14 protein-coding genes are annotated in these 22,227 nt (G+C 52.5%); 11 read left to right on the plus strand and 3 right to left on the minus strand.

Features of this window, described 5'->3' with window-relative positions; translation table 11 throughout:
- Positions 1-82: 82 nt before the first annotated feature.
- The 5 genes from MKY12_RS33115 to MKY12_RS33135 all read left to right on the plus strand — a co-directional run bounded on the left by MKY12_RS33115 (position 83) and on the right by MKY12_RS33135 (position 6,038).
- Entirely contained in the window at positions 83-889 is an 807-nt protein-coding gene (locus tag MKY12_RS33115) for a nucleotidyltransferase domain-containing protein (RefSeq protein ID WP_339312280.1), read from the plus strand.
- Positions 890-1,133: 244 nt separating this feature from the next.
- A complete protein-coding gene (locus MKY12_RS33120) occupies positions 1,134-2,399 on the plus strand; it encodes a class I SAM-dependent methyltransferase (protein WP_339312282.1) in 1,266 nt (421 codons plus the stop codon).
- 3 nt (positions 2,400-2,402) lie between these two features.
- Positions 2,403-5,012, plus strand: a complete 2,610-nt coding sequence (locus tag MKY12_RS33125; RefSeq protein WP_339312283.1) for a metallophosphoesterase — start codon at positions 2,403-2,405, stop codon at positions 5,010-5,012.
- Between the two features lie 173 nt (positions 5,013-5,185).
- Positions 5,186-5,635, plus strand: a complete 450-nt coding sequence (locus MKY12_RS33130) for a LytTR family DNA-binding domain-containing protein (protein WP_209994040.1) — start codon at positions 5,186-5,188, stop codon at positions 5,633-5,635.
- Entirely contained in the window at positions 5,628-6,038 is a 411-nt protein-coding gene (locus MKY12_RS33135; protein ID WP_339252869.1) for a hypothetical protein, read from the plus strand. Before MKY12_RS33130 ends, MKY12_RS33135 begins: the two co-directional genes overlap by 8 nt.
- A gap of 85 nt (positions 6,039-6,123) precedes the next feature.
- Here the strand turns inward: MKY12_RS33135 and MKY12_RS33140 are convergent, their stop codons facing one another.
- Positions 6,124-8,505 (minus strand): N,N'-diacetylchitobiose phosphorylase, encoded by a 2,382-nt coding sequence (locus tag MKY12_RS33140; protein WP_339252871.1) that lies wholly within the window; start codon positions 8,503-8,505, stop codon positions 6,124-6,126.
- 253 nt (positions 8,506-8,758) lie between these two features.
- Between MKY12_RS33140 and MKY12_RS33145 the strand changes: the two genes are divergently transcribed.
- The 5 genes from MKY12_RS33145 to MKY12_RS33165 all read left to right on the plus strand — a co-directional run bounded on the left by MKY12_RS33145 (position 8,759) and on the right by MKY12_RS33165 (position 19,331).
- Positions 8,759-9,691 carry a GNAT family N-acetyltransferase gene (locus MKY12_RS33145; RefSeq protein WP_339252873.1) on the plus strand — a complete coding sequence of 311 codons (933 nt, stop codon included), beginning with the start codon at positions 8,759-8,761 and terminating at the stop codon, positions 9,689-9,691.
- A 340-nt stretch (positions 9,692-10,031) separates the two neighbouring features.
- The gene (locus MKY12_RS33150) at positions 10,032-14,600 is read left to right on the plus strand and encodes an S-layer homology domain-containing protein (RefSeq protein ID WP_339252875.1); all 4,569 of its coding nucleotides are present in this window, start codon (positions 10,032-10,034) and stop codon (positions 14,598-14,600) included.
- A gap of 110 nt (positions 14,601-14,710) precedes the next feature.
- On the plus strand, positions 14,711-15,853 hold the full coding sequence (locus tag MKY12_RS33155) for a response regulator (protein ID WP_339252877.1): 1,143 nt from the start codon (positions 14,711-14,713) through the stop codon (positions 15,851-15,853).
- A gap of 93 nt (positions 15,854-15,946) precedes the next feature.
- Positions 15,947-16,669, plus strand: a complete 723-nt coding sequence (locus tag MKY12_RS33160; RefSeq protein ID WP_339252879.1) for a GntR family transcriptional regulator — start codon at positions 15,947-15,949, stop codon at positions 16,667-16,669.
- Positions 16,670-16,946: 277 nt separating this feature from the next.
- Positions 16,947-19,331 carry a phosphoketolase family protein gene (locus tag MKY12_RS33165; protein WP_339312284.1) on the plus strand — a complete coding sequence of 795 codons (2,385 nt, stop codon included), beginning with the start codon at positions 16,947-16,949 and terminating at the stop codon, positions 19,329-19,331.
- A 66-nt stretch (positions 19,332-19,397) separates the two neighbouring features.
- Here the strand turns inward: MKY12_RS33165 and MKY12_RS33170 are convergent, their stop codons facing one another.
- Together MKY12_RS33170 and MKY12_RS33175 are read right to left on the minus strand one after the other, a co-directional pair.
- Entirely contained in the window at positions 19,398-20,285 is an 888-nt protein-coding gene (locus MKY12_RS33170; RefSeq protein ID WP_339312286.1) for a TIGR03915 family putative DNA repair protein, read from the minus strand.
- Positions 20,285-21,595 (minus strand): putative DNA modification/repair radical SAM protein, encoded by a 1,311-nt coding sequence (locus tag MKY12_RS33175; protein ID WP_339315026.1) that lies wholly within the window; start codon positions 21,593-21,595, stop codon positions 20,285-20,287. The genes MKY12_RS33170 and MKY12_RS33175 overlap by 1 nt, the downstream gene beginning before the upstream one ends.
- A gap of 195 nt (positions 21,596-21,790) precedes the next feature.
- On the opposite strand from MKY12_RS33175, the gene MKY12_RS33180 reads away from it, so the two are divergent.
- Entirely contained in the window at positions 21,791-21,982 is a 192-nt protein-coding gene (locus tag MKY12_RS33180) for a hypothetical protein (RefSeq protein ID WP_036726332.1), read from the plus strand.
- The last annotated feature ends 245 nt before the right edge of the window (positions 21,983-22,227 follow it).

Consider the following 22,227-nt stretch of genomic DNA (forward strand, 5'->3'; position numbering starts at 1 on the left):
CCGCCATACTTTCACCCTGTTCCTCCTTGGCAAAATGAGGGAAGATAAGGCCAGCGAAACCGACTTGGAACGGAGGGATGGCATGAATCCTATCAATACGCTCATCCATGAGCAATTGAAGCAGATTGAACAAGAGGAGCAAGTGACGATCCTCTATGCCTGTGAATCGGGCAGCCGGGCATGGGGGTTCCCCTCGCAGGACAGCGATTACGATGTGCGGTTCATCTACCTGCATCGGCCGGAGTGGTATTTATCGATCTGGGATCAAAGGGATGTCATAGAGCGTCCGATTAACAATATGCTGGATATTAGCGGCTGGGATCTGCGCAAAGCGCTCAAGCTGTTCCACAAATCCAACCCGCCGCTGCTGGAGTGGCTGCAATCCCCGATCCAGTATGCTGAGAAGTTCAGCGTGGCGGAGCAGCTTAGGGGGATCTCACCGTATACCTTTTCGCCGAAATCCTGTATGTACCATTACCTGAATATGGCCAAAGGCAACTACCGGGATTACCTCCAAGGGGAGCAGGTGAAGATCAAGAAGTACTTCTATGTGCTGCGCCCGGTGCTGGCCTGTGAGTGGATTCACCAGTACGGGGAGATGCCGCCGATGGCATTCGATGTGCTGGTGGACCGGCTGATCCCAAGGGACGGGGAGCTATGGCAGGTCGTGCAGCAATTGCTGGCCCGGAAGAAGTCGGGTGAGGAGCTGGACCTGGAGCCGCGGCTGAGTGTGATTAACGAGTATCTGGAGGAGCAGCTGCAAGAGCTGGAGAAGACAGCGGCGGCATACCTCAGTGCCAAGACGGACAATCGGGACGGGCAGCTTGATGCTCTGTTCCGGGAGGCCTTGCAGGAAGTGTGGGGGTTAAGATTGAACTTGGAAATTTAAGTTAAGGGAAAAGTGGCGTAGGGGAATTTTGGAACTGGAGGAGCGTTAGCGTCCGCCTGAAAGCTTTCCGCAGGAAAGCTCACTTCGGAAGCATCAGCTGTCTGCGGGTTTCTACCGCCATTGGCGGTCTAAATCAGGAAATCCAACCATAACAGCGGCCGGCAGTCCAAAACTTCTCTGGAGTCACGGTTAATCCCAAAACATAAAATCATTAGTTAAGCTTTAAGTTAGGAGGAACACAATCATGGCTATTGTACAACTGAGATCAACGAACCCGCAGCTGAGCTTCATCATTAAAAAGAATCCGCAGAGCGGCATGCAGCTTCGCCCGGTCCGCCAGGGTATCGCATACGGCTGGTATTCGGATGAGGCCACCTATAATGTGTATTTCAAGGATGCTGACAATGAGGTCTCCTATAAAAAGAACGATGGCGAGAGCTTCGAGTACCTCAATGTCTCCCGCTACAACACCCCGTTATTCCCGCTGAATGCGGTGAATGAGTTCTTCTCTACCCCGTTCAAGGCGCGGGATGATCGGGATGCGGAGGGGTTTGAGCACTCTTTTACCATCCAGATGATTCATGTCGAGCGGCTGCATTACATCCGGTTCTTCGAGCAGCATCTGAAGGACTATACGTTCACCCTGGAGCATCAGGCGCATAAGAGCTATTCTCTAACCATTACTACGCGCAAAAGCCTCTACCACCTCCTGCATGTGGTCAGTGTGCTGTCCTTATTCCTATCGATCTTCGGGGATGAGTATATCGATATTTCGGACCGGATTCTGGACAAATATATCCGCAGTCTGAACGTGATGGACGCCCCTTTCTATATCCGCAGCCTGTTCGCCCGGAATCTCCTGAAGACCCGGGAGCAGTTCAAGCGGTACAAGGCGGCGGTCGAGCAAACGGAGCTGTATCCGATCGGTCTGGAATATGGCAGTACGGCGATGCAGCGGCGGACGTTCATCTCAGGTGTGCTTCCGTTCGATAAGCCCATTCTGGATATCGGCTGCGGGGAAGGCTTCTACGCCATTCCGTATGCCGGAAAGATCGAAGGCGCTTATTATGCGGTGGACATCAACGAGGAGCTGCTGGAGGTCGTGAACCGGAAGGCAAAGGCCAAGGAGCTCGATAACATCGTCACCTTCCGCTCGCTGGAGCATTTCCTGGAGCTGTACAACGGAGAGCAGGTGGATATCATACTGACTGAGGTTGTGGAGCATATGAGTGAGACAGAAGCGGCTGCGCTGATCCGGCAGATCATCCGCCATGTTGATTTCGGGCAGCTGATTGTGACTACGCCGAATGCGGATTTCAATCCTTACTATGAGCTGGAGGGCTTCCGGCATGAGGATCACAAGTGGGAAAAGGGTCAGGCGGCGTTCGAAGAGTGGCTGACTGCCACACTTCAAGGGCTGGGCGTAGAAGCCGAGTTCTCACTCGTGGGCGACCGGGTGGGCGACATTCGTACCACGCAGAGCGCGATTGTGCGCAGACAGGAGGGTTAGACCATGGACATTCAGACGAAGGTACACACGATATTCATGCTGGTGGGAGCGACGGAGTGCGGGAAGTCTACTTTTGCCAAAGAAGTTCTGATCCCGCAGCTCAGGCTTGAGGACAGCACTACAGGTCTGCGCACGAATGTGCAGTACCTCTCCTCGGACCTGATCCGTCAGGAGATCCTGGGCTATGACTACGATAAATACGACCAGGTCATGCTGGAGGCCAGCTCGCATACGTTCGCGCTGTTGTTCGAGCGGCTGAAGCGGGTCACCTCCTGGCCGATTAATGCGGAGTTTGTCATTATGGATACGATAGGTCTCGCCGAGGATTACCGCAGCAAGGTGCGGGCGATTGCCCAGGAGAACCAGTATAATCTGGAGGTCATTCTGTTCGATTACCGTAAACGGGAGGATTATTATGCCTCGGAGCGCTCGAAGAAGCTGATATCGGGTCACCTGAACCGGCTGCGCCGGGAAGTGCTGCCAGTGCTGTCCCGTGAGGGCTACCACAGTATTCATAAGGTGCGGGCCAAGGATTTTCTGCTGGAAGGTCTGGAAGGTACTGATGATTCGGAGGAAAAGCGGCCGAACCCGGATTACCGGGTGCACATTCAGGACTGGGAGGCGTATGCCGCTGCGGTGCTTCCACAGGAGCAGGAATACATTGTGGTCGGGGACGTACACGAGTGTGTTCAAGAACTGCAAGGGCTGCTGCGCAGCTACGGCTACCGGATTGAAGAAGGGAAGCTAAGCGCTACGGATAAGCTGAAGAATACACGGATCATCCTGGCGGGCGACTGGATCGATAAGGGCAAGCAGACCCGGGAGATCACCCGGTTCTTGTATAGCAATCAGGAGCATTTCTTGTTCGTAATGGGTAACCATGAGAATTTCGTTTACAAGTACCTGCGGGGGGAGATCAAGGGGACTGAGCCGGAGCTGCTGAGAACCTATTTTGACTCCACTCAGGTATTACAGGAAGATGAGGAGCTGTTCCGTCAATTCTCCGTGCTGGTGGAGAGTGCGAAGCCGTTTTACCGCTATATCGGGAATCGGGGGCCTTCCTTCTATGTGACTCATGCCCCTTGTCGCAACAAGTATATCGGGAAGCTGGATACGAATTCGCTGCGCCATCAGCGCAACTTCCGGCTGGACCGTGAGTCTGCGTACGAGCAGCAGCTGGACTTCTTGAAGGAGGAGGCGGAGGGTAATCATCCGTTTCATCTGTTCGGACATATTGCCGCCAAACAGACGTTCCGCATCAAGAACAAGCTTCATCTCGACACAGGAGCCGTGCATGGGAACGGGCTAACTTCTGTCCATATAACCTTCAAGCCGTTCTACAAAAGCCATAAATCCCGCCAGCAGCTATTGCCGGAAGAATTGCCGGTTCTCTTCCGCGAAGTGAGCACGGTCTCTGTGGAGGAACTGGATGCGGAGTCCATGCGCAGGCTGCATTATTCCTCGCAGAACAAGGTCAACTTCATCTCCGGGACGATGTCGCCAGCGGATAAGGATGAAGTAGCAGGCGAGCTGGAGTCACTGCGCAAGGGTCTGGATTATTTTGCCAGACGCGGGGTGTCTGAAGTGGTCCTTCAGCCCAAGTATATGGGATCACGCTGCACGGCGTATCTGTACCGGGACGTAGAGCATTGCTACGCGGTTAGCCGCAACGGTTATAAGGTCAAAGCTGTCGATCTGACGCCGGTTTATGAAGGGCTGCTAGAGCGGTTCGGAACGTATATGGCGGAGCAAGGCATCCGTGTGCTGCTGCTGGACGGGGAGCTTCTACCCTGGAAAGCGCTGGGGGAAGGGCTGATTGAACGCCAGTTCCAGCCGATTGGGCGGGCACTGGAGAATGAGCTAGCGTTCTTGAGAGAGCACGGGTTCGAGGAGTCGCTCAGTGAGCTGATCCGGGAATATGAAGCCAGCGGGTTCGAGCAGGACCAGCATCATCTGACCAAAGATGCGCTTAACACCAGCTACGGCGCCCATGTATACCAGACGTATAAGCATGTCCGCAGTATCCGGGATGCCTATGTGGGGCTTGACCAGCGGGACGAGGCGTACCGGGTGTATAAGCAGCAGCTGGAGCTGTATGCGGGGGATGCGGAGCTTGCATTTAAGCCTTTTGCCATCCTGAAGGAAGTGCTGGAGAGCGGGGAGGAACGGGTGCCTGAAGGGGCGACCTCGGAGCAATACCGCTTCCTGAATGATGATGAGATTCTGGTGCTGGATCTGCAGGAGCCGGAGGCTTACAGCCGGGCACAGGAATATTTCGCTGCCATTACCGTTGAGCGGCAGATGGAGGGGATCGTGATCAAGCCGGAGCAGGAGCGGCCGGGAGTGGTCCCTTACCTGAAGGTCCGCAATCCGGGTTACCTGTCCATTATTTACGGCTACGATTACAGATTCCCACACAAGTATTCCAAGCTGATGAAGCAGAAGAATATCGCACCTAAGCTGCGTACTTCCCTTGCTGAACACCGGTTGGGTAAGCAGCTGCTGGAGATTAAGCTGGAGGAGATCTCGGCGGACAACAGCAGCTACAAGCAGATTGCCGCGAACCTGTTGTTCGAGGTGACGAAGGAGAAGGAGATCGATCCGAGGTTATAAAAGAAAAGTCAGGCAGGCTGCCGGGAAGCTCCCGGCAGTCTTGTTCGCGTACCTGTTTAGCCGCAGAAGGAGCTAAAATGAAATAAAACGCCAGATTCCTGCAAGAAAACGCAGATTGATGGTCAAGACGCTTTTAGGATAATAATATGGGTGTTGAGAGGAGGCAGTGCCAGTTGGAGATTAGATTTGAAGCAGACAGCGGGATGGACCGGGGATTGGCCAAGGTCGTTACGCATCCGGCAGAACAGGAACAATGGAAACGCCTTGAGGCTGCCCTTCAGGCGGCAGAGAAGCGGATCACAGTCATCAATGCCAGCAATAACCGCCAGGTCTCCCTGGAGACAAGCAAGGTCGCGGTAATCGAGGCGGAAGACCGGATGTGCAGCGTACGTCTGATTACCGGAGAGATGTACCTGCTGAACACGAGGCTGAAGTTCGCGATGGAGGTGCTGGATGCGCCCGGGTTCATCAAGATCAACAACCAGACCATTATCAATACCCGCTACATTACAGAATTCTCGGCGACCGCTAATGCACGGGTGGAAGTCCTGCTGACGGATAATACATCTTATACTGTCAGCCGTTACTATATCAATGATTTCAGGAGGAGTTATCATGGCTAATCAGATCAGGCAAGGATTCTTTCAGGTATTTACTCTTACGTCGCTTTGGGTCACGCTGCTGTTAACGGTGTTCTTCAGAGATCAGCCGGTGGAGATGTTGTATCTGTGGCGTCTGGCGGGTATCGCCACTATCGCTGCCGTAGTCTTCGGGGTGATGTATAATGTGCTGTGGAATCACTTTACGCTGAAGCCGCTGTGGAATATTCTGATCGGTTCGCTTCTCAGTATTGCCGGCGGAATGGGCATGGTATGGCTGTTCTCTGTCGAAATGTTCGGGATTATCAGCGCCTGGTGGCCAGGAATGCTGCTGTTATCGGTGATTCTGCATACGGTGGCGTTCTACTTCTATGCCAGAGCGAACAGCAGGAAGTCGGCGGAGGAATTGAATAAGATTTTGAAGTAGCATGATATGAAAAGAAGGAGAGCGCCCGGCGGGGCTGCTCTCCTTCTTCGTATCTATCTATGCCGTTCCTCGGACCAGCGTGAAGTTAACCCATCACAACCAGTACATCGTTCTCTGCCGCCATCCGGGACACAGGAATCAGGTTGCCTTCGATCTCCTCGCCGTTGATGACGATACGGGAGACGCCCTTCTGGACGCCGTTCTTGTTCTCCACCTGGATGTTCAGCTTCTTCCCGCGGAACTCGCGCACCATGGAGAAGTCGGTCCAATCCGAAGGGACACACGGATCCAGACGGAGGCCGTCCTTCTGCGGCTGAACGCCCATAATGCCCTCTGCCAGTGAGACCATGACGGTGGAGGCCGTGCCGGTCAGCCAGTGGACATGGGCCCGGCCCTGATACGGGCTGTCCTTGGACTCCACGAATTGGCCGTGGACGTAAGGCTCCAGCTTACGGACCTCCGCACTGTCGTTCATGGTAGCAGGGCTGCAGTTCAGGAAGTACTCGAACGCGCGTTCACCGTTACCGATCATCGTCTCTGCCAGAATGAGCCAGCCCTGCGGTTGACTGAAGATGCCGCCGTTCTCCTTCGTTGAGGCATTGAACAGCGCCATCAGTGCTACCGGCAAGCCATATTTGCGGAATGGCGGGTAGAACAGCATCGTGCCGTAATCGGTCCGCAGATTGTCATAGACCTTGTCCATGGCGAGTTTGGCCTGTTCCGTGCGGGCCGCGCCGCTTAACACCGACCAGCTCTGCGGGTTCAGCCAAATTCGGCCCTCATCGTTCTCCCAGGAGCCGATGGTATAGTTGTCCTCGGTGAAGCCGCGGACGAACTGGTCGTTCTCCCAGGCATACTTCTGGATATTGCCGTCCAGTTCCTCCAGCAGCCCTTGTGCCCACGCCGTATCCTCCGGCTTGTTCTTGTTCTCCGCGATACCCATGAATACCTTGAAGCCCATGTACAGCTGGAAGGCCACGAACAGTGATTCACCCTTGGCGCCAAGCCGCAGGCAATCGTTCCAGTCGGCATGAAGTCCAACCGGCATGCCGTGGGCACCCATCCGGTCGAGACTGAATTGAAGCGCCTGCCGCAGATGCTCATACACCGTTGCTTCGCCTTGATCTGAATAAGGAATGACCTCATCCGTGAAGTCCCAGTTCCCGCTCTCATTCAGGTACTTGATAACCGTCGGGAACAGCCACAGGGCATCGTCGGCCCGGTAGTGGGGATGTCCCGTCTCCCGTACATATTCAGGGTCGTCCGGTGTTCCCTCATGACCCGGATTATGGTCGAATTTCACCAACGGCAGCCCGCCGCCGTTGGATACCTGGGCAGAGATCATCAGCCGCAGGCGTTCAAGAGCCATCTCATGGTCCAGATGGATAATGCCCTGGATGTCTTGCACCGTATCCCGGTAGCCGAGCCCGTTGCGCAGGCCGGAGTACTGGAAGGAGGCAGCACGCGACCAGATGAAGGTAATGAAGCACTGGTAAGCATTCCACGTGTTGATCATATGGTTCAGATTGCTGCTTGGGGTCTGCACCTGGAAGCGGTTAAGCTTGCTGTGCCAGAAGGTCTTCAGCTCTTCAAGCTCCCGGTCTACCACGGACAAATCCTGGTAGTGGCTAAGAATGCCGGAGGCTCCCTCTTCATCATATTGTCCCAGCAGGAAGGCGACTTCCTTCTCTTCTCCCGGCTGCAGATCCACATTGAGCTGCAGGGCACCGCAGGCATTGGTATTATAGTTCAGCGAATTGGAGCATTGACCGTTCTCCACGGAGAGCGGATTCCCGTAGCTGCGGTAATCTCCAAGGAATGTATCGCGGTCCCCGTCATAACCGGCCACCTCTGCTCCGGCCGCGCCGAAGAATCTCCAGGTTTGCTCTCCCGCGATGTTTTCATTGATGACTTGAAGAATTTTATCGTGCTTGAAGTAGGTCCGGGAAATAAACAGCGTGTATTGCAGGTTCACGGTATCTTGCTCATAGTTGTTGTCATTGGTGAATTCGGCGAAGCCGAAGAGGGCCAGCTTGCGAGCAGCAGTGCCGTCATTGCGGATCTTCATGCGCCATACTTCATAGGTCTTGTTCAGCGGTACGTAGTATAAAGACTCGGTATGAATGTTGTCATAATCTGAGACGATGTTCGTGTATCCGGTTCCATGATGGCAGACGGACTTGTATTGCTCCAGATCCTTGCCTACCGGCTGCCAGGAGCCGGACCAATAATCCCCGTTCTCCAGGTCTTTGATATAAATGTAGCGCCCTGGCTCGTCCTTGGAGTTGAAGTGATAGCGGATATGCCGTCCGTTGGCCCCGGATTTCACGAAGCTGTAGCCCCCGGCGTTACCTGAGATAATCGCACCGTATTCCGGCGAGCCGAGATAGTTGGCCCAAGGAGCAGGCGTATTCGGCTTCGTAATCAGGTACTCTTTGTTCTTGTCGTCAAAATGACCGTATTGCATAACCATTCCTCCTCATGATAGATGACAGGCAGGGCTATGAACGCGCGTTCACAAATGACCGAAGAATCCCGCCCAATTCCATTATAAGACAGTTGTGGTCTGACAATATAGCCTATATTTGAGAAAAAAACAAACAGTAGAGTCTTTTTATAGCAGTTTCCTATATTTGAATGGGCACATGGCCTTGTTAAGATCAAAAGGAAGGTCTATGTGAGTGCAGCCGGATGGCTTGAGGTATAAGGAGGAGTGCACGATGAGTGTAAAGCAATGGTCTGAAGATACGATATCCTACGATTTAAATGGTGAATGGACTATCCGGAGAGCAGAGCCCGGGGAGTGGGGAGTATATTGCTCCGTCTATTATAACATGGAGTATAACGGCTTTTTTAGAGAAGAAGTTTATACGAATCCGCGCAGGAATGCCTTTTGGATATACAAGGGGGAGAGTAGAATCGGCGGAGTCCGGATGTCACCGAATGTGATCTACCATCTCTTTGTAATCCCTCCGTTTAACGATTCATTCGGAATATTGAAGCAGCTTAAAAAGTTGTTGATTCAGTGGTCTGACCGGAAGGAACCGATACGGACCTATGAGGTTCTGCCGGATCAGGTTCACCTATACGCGCGTGCAGGCTTCTGGCCAGATGAATTCAGATGCCGCTGGATGCAGCGGCCTACAGAACTATTCCAAGTGGACTGGGAGGATGATCTGCGGATTGAAAGTCCCGAAGTGGAGGAGAATGAGGCCGGGGACAAGCGGTTTATTCTCACAGAAGAGATTGCCCGTTGTGATTTCGAGAGCTTTAGAGAGGGCTTGGATGCAACCCGGCGGAAGCAAACGGTTGTGAAAGATTTCCTGCCTACTGATCCTAGTTACTCTAATGAGAAATTAACACAGGCCTCCACGCTGGTATTCGATAAGGCGACGGGACAGCTCATTGCCAATTGCCGGCTGTGTCTCCAGGATGATGTGGCCGCAGTCTATAGCATTGGCGTTAATCCCGCTTATCGTGGGAGAAGACTGGCTACACGTATGCTGCAAAGAGCCCTTACCACTCTGAAGGGGACTTATCCGCTGCTGAGATTGTATGTAATGGAGGGAAATGATGCGGAATCTGTGTACTATAATCTCGGGTTTAAGCCCGGGGTGCAGGAGGTTCAGAAGATGTATATCCCGGTGAATTAACGGAAATAAGCGATCCGCAGGATCAACCAGGGCACCCCTTAGGGTGTCTTTTTTTAACTTTTCAAATGAACCGCAACATAAGGTTGGGAGGAGATTCGCAATTATGCAATGATATTTGTCACAAAAAAGGGGATTTGTAGAGTTAATGTAGAGGACTGTCGGATAGTATTAGAAACTAAGAGATTATTATACACAACCTGTCGGTATCCCGTTAGTACGATTTGGTGAACGCCTGCATAGGAAGGGAGGAATTTACAGGTAACAGGCAAGCGGTCTATGAACAATAGGAAGTGTCGGCTGATCCCATAAAAGTCCCATTAGATGAGGAGTACACAAAAAGATGACAATATCGAAGAAATGGAACAAAGGATGGTCCCGAAGTCTGGCCGCCTCTTTGTCGATTGCGCTGGTCACCGCCAACTTTGCGGTGCTTGGGCCAGTGGCTCATGCGGCAGTCGCGGAGAATGAAGGTACGGAACAAATTTTCACTTCGGAGAAGTACCGGAGTTTCACCAAGGATGACGGAGCAGTAAAATTAACCTTCCCGGAACTCTTTATCACCGCAGATGCGGGTGAAATGATGTCAGGGGCTACGGTTGTAATTAATGGTTATAAGTCAGGTGACAAGATTACGTTCGCAACGGCGGATACAGGAATTACAGCTACCTCCGGCCCGGGAGACGGTGTCTATATATTAAAAGGCGAAGCTTCAACTGCAGATTATCAGAAAGTATTGGAAAATGCTGAATTCACCATGACATCACCAGGAGAGCGCAGTCTGACCTTCGGCCTTGGTCCTGTCCCGGCCTTTAATAAAAACGGCCATTTCTATGAGTATGTGTCGGAAACCAGCATCAAGTGGCCGAAAGCCAAGGCGGATGCCGAGAAGAAGAGTTATTATGGACGTCAAGGGTATCTGGTGACGATTACTGACCCGGATGAGAACGCTTTTATTGTCGATAAGACTCCGGTAATTGGCTGGATTGGCGGGAAAGACGTAGCCCGGGCGGTAGACGGGAACGGAAAGGCCACCCAAAATGTCTCTACCTTGCAGAGCATTGGAAAATATAACGGCTACGGCGATTGGCGCTGGGTAACCGGACCGGAAGGAATGGTGCAATACGAAGGCAAATCCGGCCTTCCTTTCTATAAGGGGTATAACATTAATGGAAAAAATAATGATACTGCCACAGTTCCCAATGTTACCGATGCAACTTACGGCACTATGTACGCTAACTGGGCTACGGGAGAACCCAATGACGCCACGTTCGAGCATGTGGTCCATATTTATTCTAGCGGTCAATATAAAAGTAAATGGAATGATTATGCAATCGACAACAAAGTAGATGCCTACCTTGTTGAATACGGCGGCATGCCAGGCGATTCCAACACCGACATTAACACCACGATAACACTGGTGGACAAAACCCCGCTGAAGCAGTTCAACGAGGCAGCAGAGGGCTATCTTGGTCTTGAGCCGCAGGAATATACAAAGGCCTCTCTGGCCATTCTCAAGACTGCAACGGATGCTGCCAATGCTGTCCTTGAAGATGAGCATACTTCCCCTGAAGAAGTTGAGGCCGCCCGCAAGGGTCTGGCGGATGCCATTGCCGGATTGGTGAAGCAGCCGCCAGTGGCTGATAGCGCAAGCTATACCGAGGGAAGCAACAACCAGGTATCTATTAAGTTTGACAAGCCTATCAAGTTCAATGCGGATGATACCGATACTACGGATGACTTCAGAGTGACATTGGACGGAAGACTGGTCGATGTTACGCATGCTGTAGTATCTGATCAAGATCCTAGTGTCATTATTCTGACCCTGGCCAGTCCGCTGTCCAATGATCCTGTGGTTCGAATCGAATATGATGCCGCAGAGTCGGCAATCCAGGCTCAGACACCCGGGAAAGAGCCAGTGTCCGACTTTACGCTCATTGCGAACGGACCGTTCGGTGATTCCTTGGAAATTCAGACGCCTGCTAAGGGAACAGAGGTATATGGAGCAGACTTCCCCCTCCCGGTAACCGGACAAGCTGCACTCGATTCGGTGGTTACGGCTGCTGTGTATAAAGTGGATGTCCACCCGAATGCGCATCTGTTCGACCTTGAGGTAGGGATTACGGTAACCGATGATGTCTATAAATGGGACACCAAGCTGCCGGGTCCGCTGGCACCGGGCTCCTACCATGTGGCGGTGACTTCGACCAAGACATTCGGCGATGAAGTAAGAACGGAAACGAAGCTGGTGCCGTTCACGGTACCACAGCTGGAATTGACCCATGTGGCGGTAAACGAAGGCCAGCCGGATCACGCGGTACTGACGTTCAACCAGCCTGTAGGCTCTGCGTTGACTGATGCTGATCTCACCGGACTGACCATTGATGGCCGGAAGGTTATTGCGGTGAAGTCCGTACAGGGCGACAAAGTGGAAGTCGTTCTGGAGGAAGCGCTTGGTCCCGATGATGCGCTGATCGTAGGGTACGATCCCGCTGCCGGTAATGTTACGGCTGAAGGCAACGTTCTGAACGAATTGAAGCCGATCCAGCCCGGCGAGCAGTCAGGCATCACGAAGGATAACAATGTGATTCCGCTTCAGCTCGTTGCTGCTTATCCCGAAGCGGGGCAGCTCAAGCTGGTGTTCAATAAGCCGATCAACGATCTGACCGATCTGACTGGGTTCACTTACGGCGGCGTGCCGCTTAAGGAGCCTTTTGAGATCAATGGGAATGAACTGATCGTTTCAATTCCCGCTGATCATAACGGCGGCATGTTGAGCTACGATCCAGAGCTTGGCAATGTAACGGAGAACGGCAATAAGAATAACCCGCTTACCGGATTGCAGCCGGGCATTGACCTAGGCGGGGATGGCAAATATATCGCAGACGGCGGCAAGCTGCCGGAAAACGGTCTGGGATTAACGGCAGGGGATAAGCCGGTATCGCTGAGTCCAGCCTTCCAGCCGGATGTACCAAGCGGCTATCAGGCGACCGTGCCTAATGAGACGGGGACTATTGCGCTGAATCTTGCCCCGGCAGGAGATAACGATACGCTGCGCAAGGTTAGCTTGAACGGTGTAGAGGTTCCTGACGGAGACTGGAGCAAGCTGCCGCTTCAGGAAGGGCTGAACATCATCCAGGTAGATATTGTGGATGCGAAGCGTCCGGGCGTTAAGCTGGGGCAATACCAGATTCAGGTTATCCGCGCAAGCGGGAAGCTCGTATCGCTTGATCCTTCGAGCGGCACACTGCAGCCTGAGTTCAAGCCTGAAACTGCAAGCTATGATGTATCCGTAGCGAACAGTGTATATGAAATGTCATTTAAGCCGGTTACACTTGATCCTGGTGCTGTGGTAACACTCAGTATTGCCGGTGAAGCTCCGGTAGAGGTTACAAACGGTCAATGGAGCAAAGCGCTCCCTCTAAAAGTAGGCAAGAATGAAGTTCTGGTTACCGTCAAGGATTCCGCAGGCGGAACGAATACGTATACAATGATCATTACCAGACAAGAGCCTGTATCTTCAGGCGGAGGCGGAGGTTCCGCTCCGGCTCCAGCAGCTCCTGAAACATCCAAGACCGAAGTGATTCAGGTGGATGTGGCCATCGGCGGAGCCAATGCGGCTGGCATCACGAAAGTGCCGGTACAGCGTACCACTCAGAGCAATGGCATGATCACTGATCTGGTCCGCTTCACCAAGGATAAGGCTGAAGAAGCGGTGAAGATGGCGAAAGAGACGGGACAAAGCATTGCCCGTGTAGTCATCCCGGATGCGGCGGACAATGTCAGCGAAGTGAATGTCCAGATTCCGGCGGAAACCGCCAAATTGCTGAAAGAGAACGGCATTGTACTGGAAATCTATACGGAGAACGCAATTGTGCGTGTTCCGAATGAATCGCTGGAAGGCATCGGACAAGACTTCTATTTCCGGCTGGTGCCGGTGAGAAGTGCAACAGAGCGGAGTGAAATCGAGAAGAGAGCCACGCTTGAAGCTGTGGTCCGCGAAGTGGCCAAGGACAACAAAATCGAAGTGGTCGCCAGACCGATGACCATTGAGACGAACCTGTCCAGCAGGGCGGTAACCCTGATCCTGCCGCTAAGAGATGTGAAGCTGCCTGCGAATGAAGCGGCGCGTAATGCATTCCTGGCACAGCTCGGTATTTTCATTGAGCATACCGACGGCACGAAAGAGGTTGTCAAAGGCAAAGCGGTTACCTATAAAGAGGGACTGCTTGGACTGGAATTCTCGGTAAGCAAATTCAGTACCTTTACGATTATTAACTTCAATAATCAGTCGCCTGCTACGCATGTATCCTATATCGTTGGCTTCCCGGATGGGGAATTCAAGCCGGACGAACGGGTAACGCGTTCGCAGATGGCACTCATGATTGCCCGGAATCTGGGCTATGATGCTAGTGCGGCTGTAGGCACTCCTCCCTTCCCGGATGTGGCTGTCCGCCATTATGCCGCAGCAGCCATTGCCTTCGTGAATGCACAGGGCGTGATGAAGGGTGATCCGGCCGGGAAATTCCGGGGCAATGCACCGATTACGAGAGCAGAGATGGCCGCTGCTGCTGCCAACTACCTGAAGCTTGCAGTACCGGCAGACGGAAAATCGAGCTTCAGCGATACAACTGGACATTGGGCTCAGGCGGTAATTGAAGCCAACGTGTCGGCAGGCTTGCTCAAGGGCTACCCGGACGGCAGCTTCAAGCCGAATGCTTATCTGACCCGTGCGGAAGCAGTAGTCATTGTTAATCAGATGTTTGACCGCGGCCCGCTCCATGGAGCAGATGCGGTGAAATTCCCGGATGTCTCCAAGAATCATTGGGCCTATCTGGATATCCAGGAGGCTATCATCGACCATCAGTACCGGATCGACAGTGAACAGAAGGAACAACGGGTTACAGAATAAATGGATAGGGGTTGGAGGAGAGATCATTTCTCCTCCAGCCCCTAAATCATTAAATTTGAAGTATAATGGTTATAAAACCGTACCGATTTCCAGTTGCGAAGGAGATCCGAATGAGAGCAATCCTGATTGACGATGAAGAATTGGCACTAAAGGCTTTGGAACGCCAATTGCATGCGCTTGGTTGTTTCGAGATTATCGGCAAATATACCGATCCGCTGCAAGGGCAGCAAAAGGTAGAGGAGACCGAGACCGATATTGTGTTTCTCGATATTCATTTACCGGAGCTGAGCGGGATTGAACTGGCGGAAAGGCTGCTGGAACGGAGACCCGATCTGCAGGTTGTATTCGTAACGGCATATGATAAGTATGCGATCAAGGCTTTTGAGCTGAATGCCCTGGATTATTTGCTTAAGCCGATTCATACGGACCGTCTGAAGCTTACAGTTCGGAGATTGAATGCTCAGCAGAAGCCTGGCCTGGCAGCCCAGGCAGCGTCAGCGCAGACAAGCTGGAGAATGCTGATGCTCGATGCCTTCCGGATCTACGAAGGGAGTCAGGAGCTTCCGTCACTGCAATGGAGAACGGCGAAGGCGCAGGAAATCTTCTTTTACCTGCTGCATCATCGCGGCAAAGTGGTCAGTAAAGCCACTCTGATTGAGTTGCTGTGGGCTGATTTTGATCCGAACAGGGCCTATCCGCAGTTATATACGGCTGTGTATCATATCCGCAAGATGCTGGAGCCCTTCAGCAGAGAACGGATTCTCCTGCAAAATACGGCGGACGGCTATCTGCTCAAGCTGAATGGAATCTGCCTGGACGTTGATGAGTTTGACCGCTTTATCCAAGCGGGGTTAGAGCTCTCGAATGACACACTGCCCGAATACGAACGAATCCTGAAGCTGTTCAAGAGCGAATATCTGGAGGGGTACGATTATGTGTGGGCGGAGCTTGAGCGGCAGAGATTCCAGCTGCAGTGGATTCGGCTGAAGCTGAATCTGGTCCGCTGGTATATGGGGAATGCAGAATATGAACAGGCCTTCAAGCACATTGAACAGGTCTGCACCCGCTATCCGTTAGAGGAGCAGGCGCAATTATTGTACATGCAAATATCGGATAGAATGGGCTTTCATTTTCTGGTGCAAAGACAGTATGTATTGCTGGAAACGGTCATGGAAGCAGAGGTTGCGGAGAAACCGAGCCGGGAGATTGTCAAATGGTATAGGGATTGGGATAACAAGCGTCAAAAAGGGTGAATCCGTGGATTCATCCTTTTTGCCCTATCTAAATTATGATATATTTAATCTTGAATGAACTTGTTCTGCAAAGATCCGACGAAGGAGCACCCCATGACCCAATTTGTCTACAAGCAGATTATTGCTGACCTCAAAACGAAGATCTTTGCCGGGCAGTACGCCGATATGAAGCTGCCGGATGAGCGTAGTCTCAGCGAGGCGTATCAGGTTAGCCGCAGTACCATTAAGCGTGCGCTGATGAAGATGGAGAGCTCGGGCATTATTTTCAAGAAACGCGGCTCCGGCACCTTCATCAATCCGTTATATATAAAGAACGATTCGATCTTCAATTACGAAGGCTCTAATCTGGGGGTGTCGGATAACTTCCAGATGCACGGCAAGAAGCCGGAGATCAAGGTGCTGAGCTTCGAGGTCATCCGGCCCACGGAGGAGCTTCAGCGGGATTTGTTCCTGATGCCACATGATTTCGTGTATAAGATCGTGCGTCTGCGCCTGTTTGAAGGTGCGCCCTTCATGATTGAGACGGGATATATTCCGATCAAAATTGTGCAAAATCTCGACCAGACGATTATTGAGGGGTCGATTTTTCATTATCTGGAGGAGTCGCGCAATCTGGCGGTGACCAAATCCTTTTTGTCTATTTTTGCCGAGCCTTCACTGCTGAATGATCAGGAGCTGCTCCATCTTAAAGAGAATGAACCCGTGGGGATTATGGAGGGGATCTTTTTCCTGGATAACGGCACGCCGTTCGAATTCTCGCATATGCGCTTCCATTACGAGTATCTAAAGTTTAACACTTTCGTATCTGTGCATTAACGGATGGACGGTGTAAATAGCATAACTGAGGTATAGCAGGCCGGGAGGAATCCCGGTCTTTTTAGCGTTTTTTTATCATGACAAATTAATCCATAATTATAAAAATAAACATCTTTTTGTGCGTGGTTTGCAGAGGAATTCATACTATGTTCAAAAATTCACAATATTGGACCGTATTAATTTCTAAAAAGATTGAATTTCTGAAATGCCGATGTATGATGTAAATGTAGAAGTGATACATTCAATTTACAAAGAAAAAGATTAGGGAGTGGAAGACATGGGATTAACAATCGAACAGGTGGATTATTCCTCCAAAACGTATCTGGCAAAGCTTGACGCTTACTGGCGTGCAACGAACTACATCTCCGTAGGTCAGCTTTATTTGAAGGATAATCCGTTGTTAAGAGAACCGTTGAAGGATGCAGACGTCAAAGTGAAGCCGATCGGACACTGGGGCACGATCCCTGGGCAGAACTTTATCTATGCGCACCTGAACCGCGTTATCACTAAATATGATCTCAACATGTTCTATATTGAAGGCCCGGGCCATGGCGGTCAGGTGATGGTATCGAACTCTTATCTTGACGGAACCTACACCGAAATCTACCCGCAGATCACTCAGGACATCCCAGGTCTGAAAAAGCTGTTTAAGCAGTTCTCCTTCCCTGGCGGTGTTGCCTCCCATGCAGCTCCTGAAACACCCGGATCGATTCATGAAGGCGGCGAGCTGGGTTACTCCCTGTCGCACAGCGTGGGTTCGATTCTGGATAACCCTGACCTGATCTCCGCTGTAGTTGTAGGTGACGGCGAAGCAGAGACCGGTCCTCTGGCCGCTTCCTGGCTGTCCAACCGGTTCATCAACCCGATTACAGACGGTGCGGTATTACCGATTCTGCACTTGAACGGCTTCAAGATCAGTAACCCGACCATCCTCTCCCGGATGAGCAGAGAAGAATTAACCGCCTATTTTGCCGGAAACGGCTGGGAAGCATTCTTCGTGGAAGGTGAGAATCCTGATCTGATGCACCCGGAAATGGCGAAGGTGCTGGATACGATCGTAGAGAGAATTGCCGCCATTCAGAAGAATGCCCGTGAAAATAACGATACTGCCCGTCCGGTATGGCCGATGCTGGTCTTCCGCTCCCCTAAAGGCTGGACCGGTCCGAAATCGTGGGATGGCGTGCCGAACGAAGGCTCTTTCCGTGCACACCAGGTACCGATTCCTGTGGATCAGAAAAACATGAAGCATGCTCCGGCGCTGCTGGAATGGCTGAACAGCTACAGACCTGAAGAATTGTTCGATGCGAACGGCCGTCTGAACGCGGATCTGGCCGAAATTCTGCCAACCGGCGACAGACGTATGGGGATGAACCCGGTAACGAATGCCGGTAAGCTGATCAAAGACCTGCACAAGCCGAATTTCCGCAACTACACCTTGGATAATTCTGTTCCGGGTCAAGTGATTGCGCAGGATATGGCCGTGCTGGGGAAATACCTGAAAGAGGTTGTTACGCTCAACGAAGAGAACCGCAACTTCCGGATCTTTGGACCGGATGAGACCATGTCCAACCGTCTGGGACCTGTATTCGAAGTGACCAAGCGCCAATGGATGGACGCCATTCAGGAACCGCAGGATGAATTCCTCGCTCCGTATGGCCGTGTCATTGACTCCCAGTTATCAGAGCATCAGGCAGAGGGGATTCTGGAAGGGTACGTACTGACCGGCCGCCACGGATTCTTCGCCAGCTATGAAGCGTTCCTGCGCGTGGTCGATTCGATGATCACCCAGCACTTCAAGTGGCTGCGCAAGGCGACAGATCAGACCTGGAGAGAAGATATTCCATCCCTGAACGTCATCGCTACATCGACCGTGTTCCAGCAAGACCATAACGGTTATACCCACCAAGATCCGGGTCTGCTCGGCCATCTGGCTGACAAGAAGCCTGAATTCATCCGTGAGTATCTGCCGTCCGATGCGAACAGCCTGCTGGCTGTATTCGACACGATCCTGAATGACCGTCAGAAGATCAACCTGATCGTATCCTCCAAGCATCCGCGTCCGCAGTGGTTCTCGGCCGATGAAGCTCAGGAGCTGGTAACTAAAGGACTCAAAATCATTGACTGGGCCAGCACCGACAAAGGCGGCGAGCCGGATCTCGTAATTGCTTCTTCCGGTACAGAACCAACTATGGAAGCCTTGGCTGCGATCTCGATCCTGCATGAGAAGCTGCCTGAGCTGAAGATCCGCTATATCAACGTGGTAGATCTGCTGAAGCTGAGAAGCCAGAAGCTCGATCCGCGCGGCTTGTCTGACGATGAGTTTGATCAATTTTTCACAAAAGACAAACCGGTCATCTTCGCCTTCCACGGCTATGAAGGCCTGATCAAAGACCTGTTCTTCGACCGCCACAACCATAACCTGCATGTGCACGGCTACCGCGAGAATGGCGACATCACGACACCGTTCGATATGCGTGTACTCAACCAGATGGACCGCTTCGACCTCACGAAGGAAGCGGTGCTGAGTCTGCCGGAAGCAAGCAAATACCAGGCTATCGCTGACGAGATGGATGCTATGGTGCAGAAGCACCACGCGTACATCCGTGAAGAGGGCATCGACCTCCCAGAGGTTGAGAACTGGGTATGGAAGGCTTTGAACTAAGGTTAGGACGATAGTGTTATTTCATTAATAATATAGTAGGCTTCAATTAAGGAGCGCCCCGGTTAGTCATGTTGATGGCTGCGGGGCGCTTTTTGTGTCCGATGATTGGAGCTGGATTATGGTCTCCGGGGTGTCCGGGATCGATGAGGTCTCCGGCTGCAATACCTTCTTCCGCTGCGCCGCGGTGAGTACAGGGACACCATTACTCCCATTCATCTCCAACATGTGCTTCCAATAGCGCTTCGGCATCTTAGAGGAACGCAGCCGGTCATTGCGGCGCTCCTTGATGCCGATGGCGTGATAGAAGCCGGTCCATAAGCGGCGGTACGCTTCCTCGGTCTCATCGGGCTCGGGTGGAGTCCACCCGCTTAAGGGAACGATGGCCTCCCGTCCGGGCTCATGAATCAGCGCCGCCCCGTGCGTCTGGTCGTAGATCATGAAGCTCTCCCCCTGGAACCGGTCGCAGAAGTGTTCCCGGATTACAGGCAGCACATAGCCCTGCGGTTCAATGACTGCGGCCATGACCGGGCCGTATACAGAGAAGCGGACGAAGCCTGTATACAGATGCGCTTCATGCCGGAGCTGCTGAACGGCCTTCATCAGACTGTTAACAGTATCATCAGCCAGCATATTCATCACCTTGCGGCCATGCTTGAAGCCGAGATACAGGAAGTTCAGCAGCAGCATTTCCTTCTCGGGAGCGCAGCTCCAGAAGCCCAGACGCACCAGCTCCTCGGCTTCGCGGCTGATCCGCAGCGGCAGGGACTTCAGTACCCGTGCGGCCTTGTCTTTGTCGGTCTCAATCCATTTCGCTTCCAGCAGCAGGCCTATTTCCCCGCCTTCAGCATGAATCGCCAGCGGTATCTCCTTCCAGGCATAGCTCTCAAATACACAGCACAGCAGACCCTCGAAGCTTCCGTCATAGGTGTACGCCAGTGCGGACGGCTTGAACATCAGGCCTTCGCCCCCTTGTTGAAGCTGTTCCAGTCCCCGGCGGCGGGCAAGGTGGAGAGGTTAAAGTCGTCGAACAGCGTGAGCTGCTCTACCTGCGGCTGCTGGAGAGCGAGCTGCTCCCCGGACATGAGTGAGCGAAGCAGCGTATGCTCGCTTACCTTCAGCCCCTCCAGCGGCTTATCCTTACAGGTGATGAAGAACTGGGCACGCTTGAGGACCACGCCCAGCTTCTTCAGCGCATGGAAATCGAGCGATCCGGCCCGTCTGGCCTTCACGATCCGCTGTGCGCTTCTTACGCCGATGCCGGGTACACGCAGCAGCATCTCGTACGGGGCGCGGTTGATCTCAACGGGGAACTGCTCCCGGTGGTTAACGGCCCAGCTGCATTTGGGGTCCAGCAGCGGGTTGAAGTTCGGCACGGCCTCATCCAATAATTCATTCGCTTTGAAGCCGTAGAAGCGCAGGAGCCAATCGGCTTGATAGAGCCGGTGTTCGCGCAGCAGCGGTGGCTTGGTGTCCAGAGCGGGTAGGAGGGAATCCTCCACCACCGGGGTGTAGGCCGAGAAGAAGACACGTTTGAGTGCGTACTTGTGGTATAAGCCCTCCGTCAGATTAAGGATCTGGTAATCGGTATCTGGCGTGGCTCCCACGATCATCTGGGTGCTCTGTCCAGCCGGAGCGAAGCGGGGTGCGTGATTATACTGGACGATATCGGAGCGGTTCTCCTTGATCCGGTTCGTGATCAGCCCCATCGGCTTCAGGATGGACACCTTGCTTTTATCGGGGGCGAGCCGTCCGAGACTCTCCTGCGAGGGCAGTTCAATGTTGACGCTCATGCGGTCGGCAAGCAGCCCAAGTCTGGACAGCAGGGCATCGTCTGCTCCGGGGATGGCTTTTACATGAATATAACCGTTGAAATCATAGACATTGCGCAGCAGCTCAAGCGCTGAGATCAGCTGCTCGGTGGTGTAGTCGGGACTGCGCATAATGCCTGAGCTAAGAAATAGTCCCTCTATATAATTACGGCGGTAGAATTGCATGGTGATATCTGCGATCTCTTCGGGGGTGAAGGCCGCCCGGCGGATGGGGTTGGACTTGCGGTTGATACAGTACGCACAATCATATACACAACCGTTGGTCATCAGCACCTTCAGCAGCGAGATACAGCGCCCGTCCGCCGCGAAGCTGTGGCAGATGCCCATCGCGGTGGTGTTGCCGAGCGCCCCGGTCTGGCCCTTGCGGTCCGAACCGCTTGAAGTGCACGCCACATCGTATTTGGCAGAAGCGGTCAGAATCTCTAGTTTCTCCATTACATCCACGGTCTCAATCCCCCTCATATGAGGGTATTATATCCCGAACATACGTTCTTGTCAAAAAGTGCATTCCGCCTCCCTTGCCGCCAGTAAAATGTATGCGCATTCCTTCTTGTGCTATAATAGAAACTGATGGTTCATGGAATGAGGAATCATACGGTTATTGAAATTCGGGTTAGGAGTGTTGCTGAAGTGAGAGGATATAACATATGGCGGCCCATCATGCTGATTGCGGTTGCGCTGCTGACAAGACAGTTAGTGACAAGTATTTGCCTTATGTTCGGCATGTCGCAGGAATCGGCAGGCAGTGTAGCCATGCTGGGCATGATTGTTGCTGCTCTTATTATGTACAACCGCATGATGAAGGGCCGCCGCCGCAGATGAAATAAATAGAAGATCCGGACGTATCTATTCAGGCGGAGCGGATTGCATAGGAACAGGCTTGAAAGACGCCCGCACAGGTGTCTTTTTATTTTAGAACTGTCTTTTTAACTAAAAAAATTTATGCAGACAGGTCTGCATCCCGGCGATCCGGCAAGCGGTGCTTGAATAATCTGGCTGGAGCTTATATTCTTAGAAGGATATGCTATATGAAGGACCATACAGATTCAAGGTAACGTACATCCCTA

It is taken from the genome of Paenibacillus sp. FSL M7-0896, assembly GCF_037975415.1.
GTDB classification, from domain to species: domain Bacteria; phylum Bacillota; class Bacilli; order Paenibacillales; family Paenibacillaceae; genus Paenibacillus_AQ; species Paenibacillus_AQ silagei.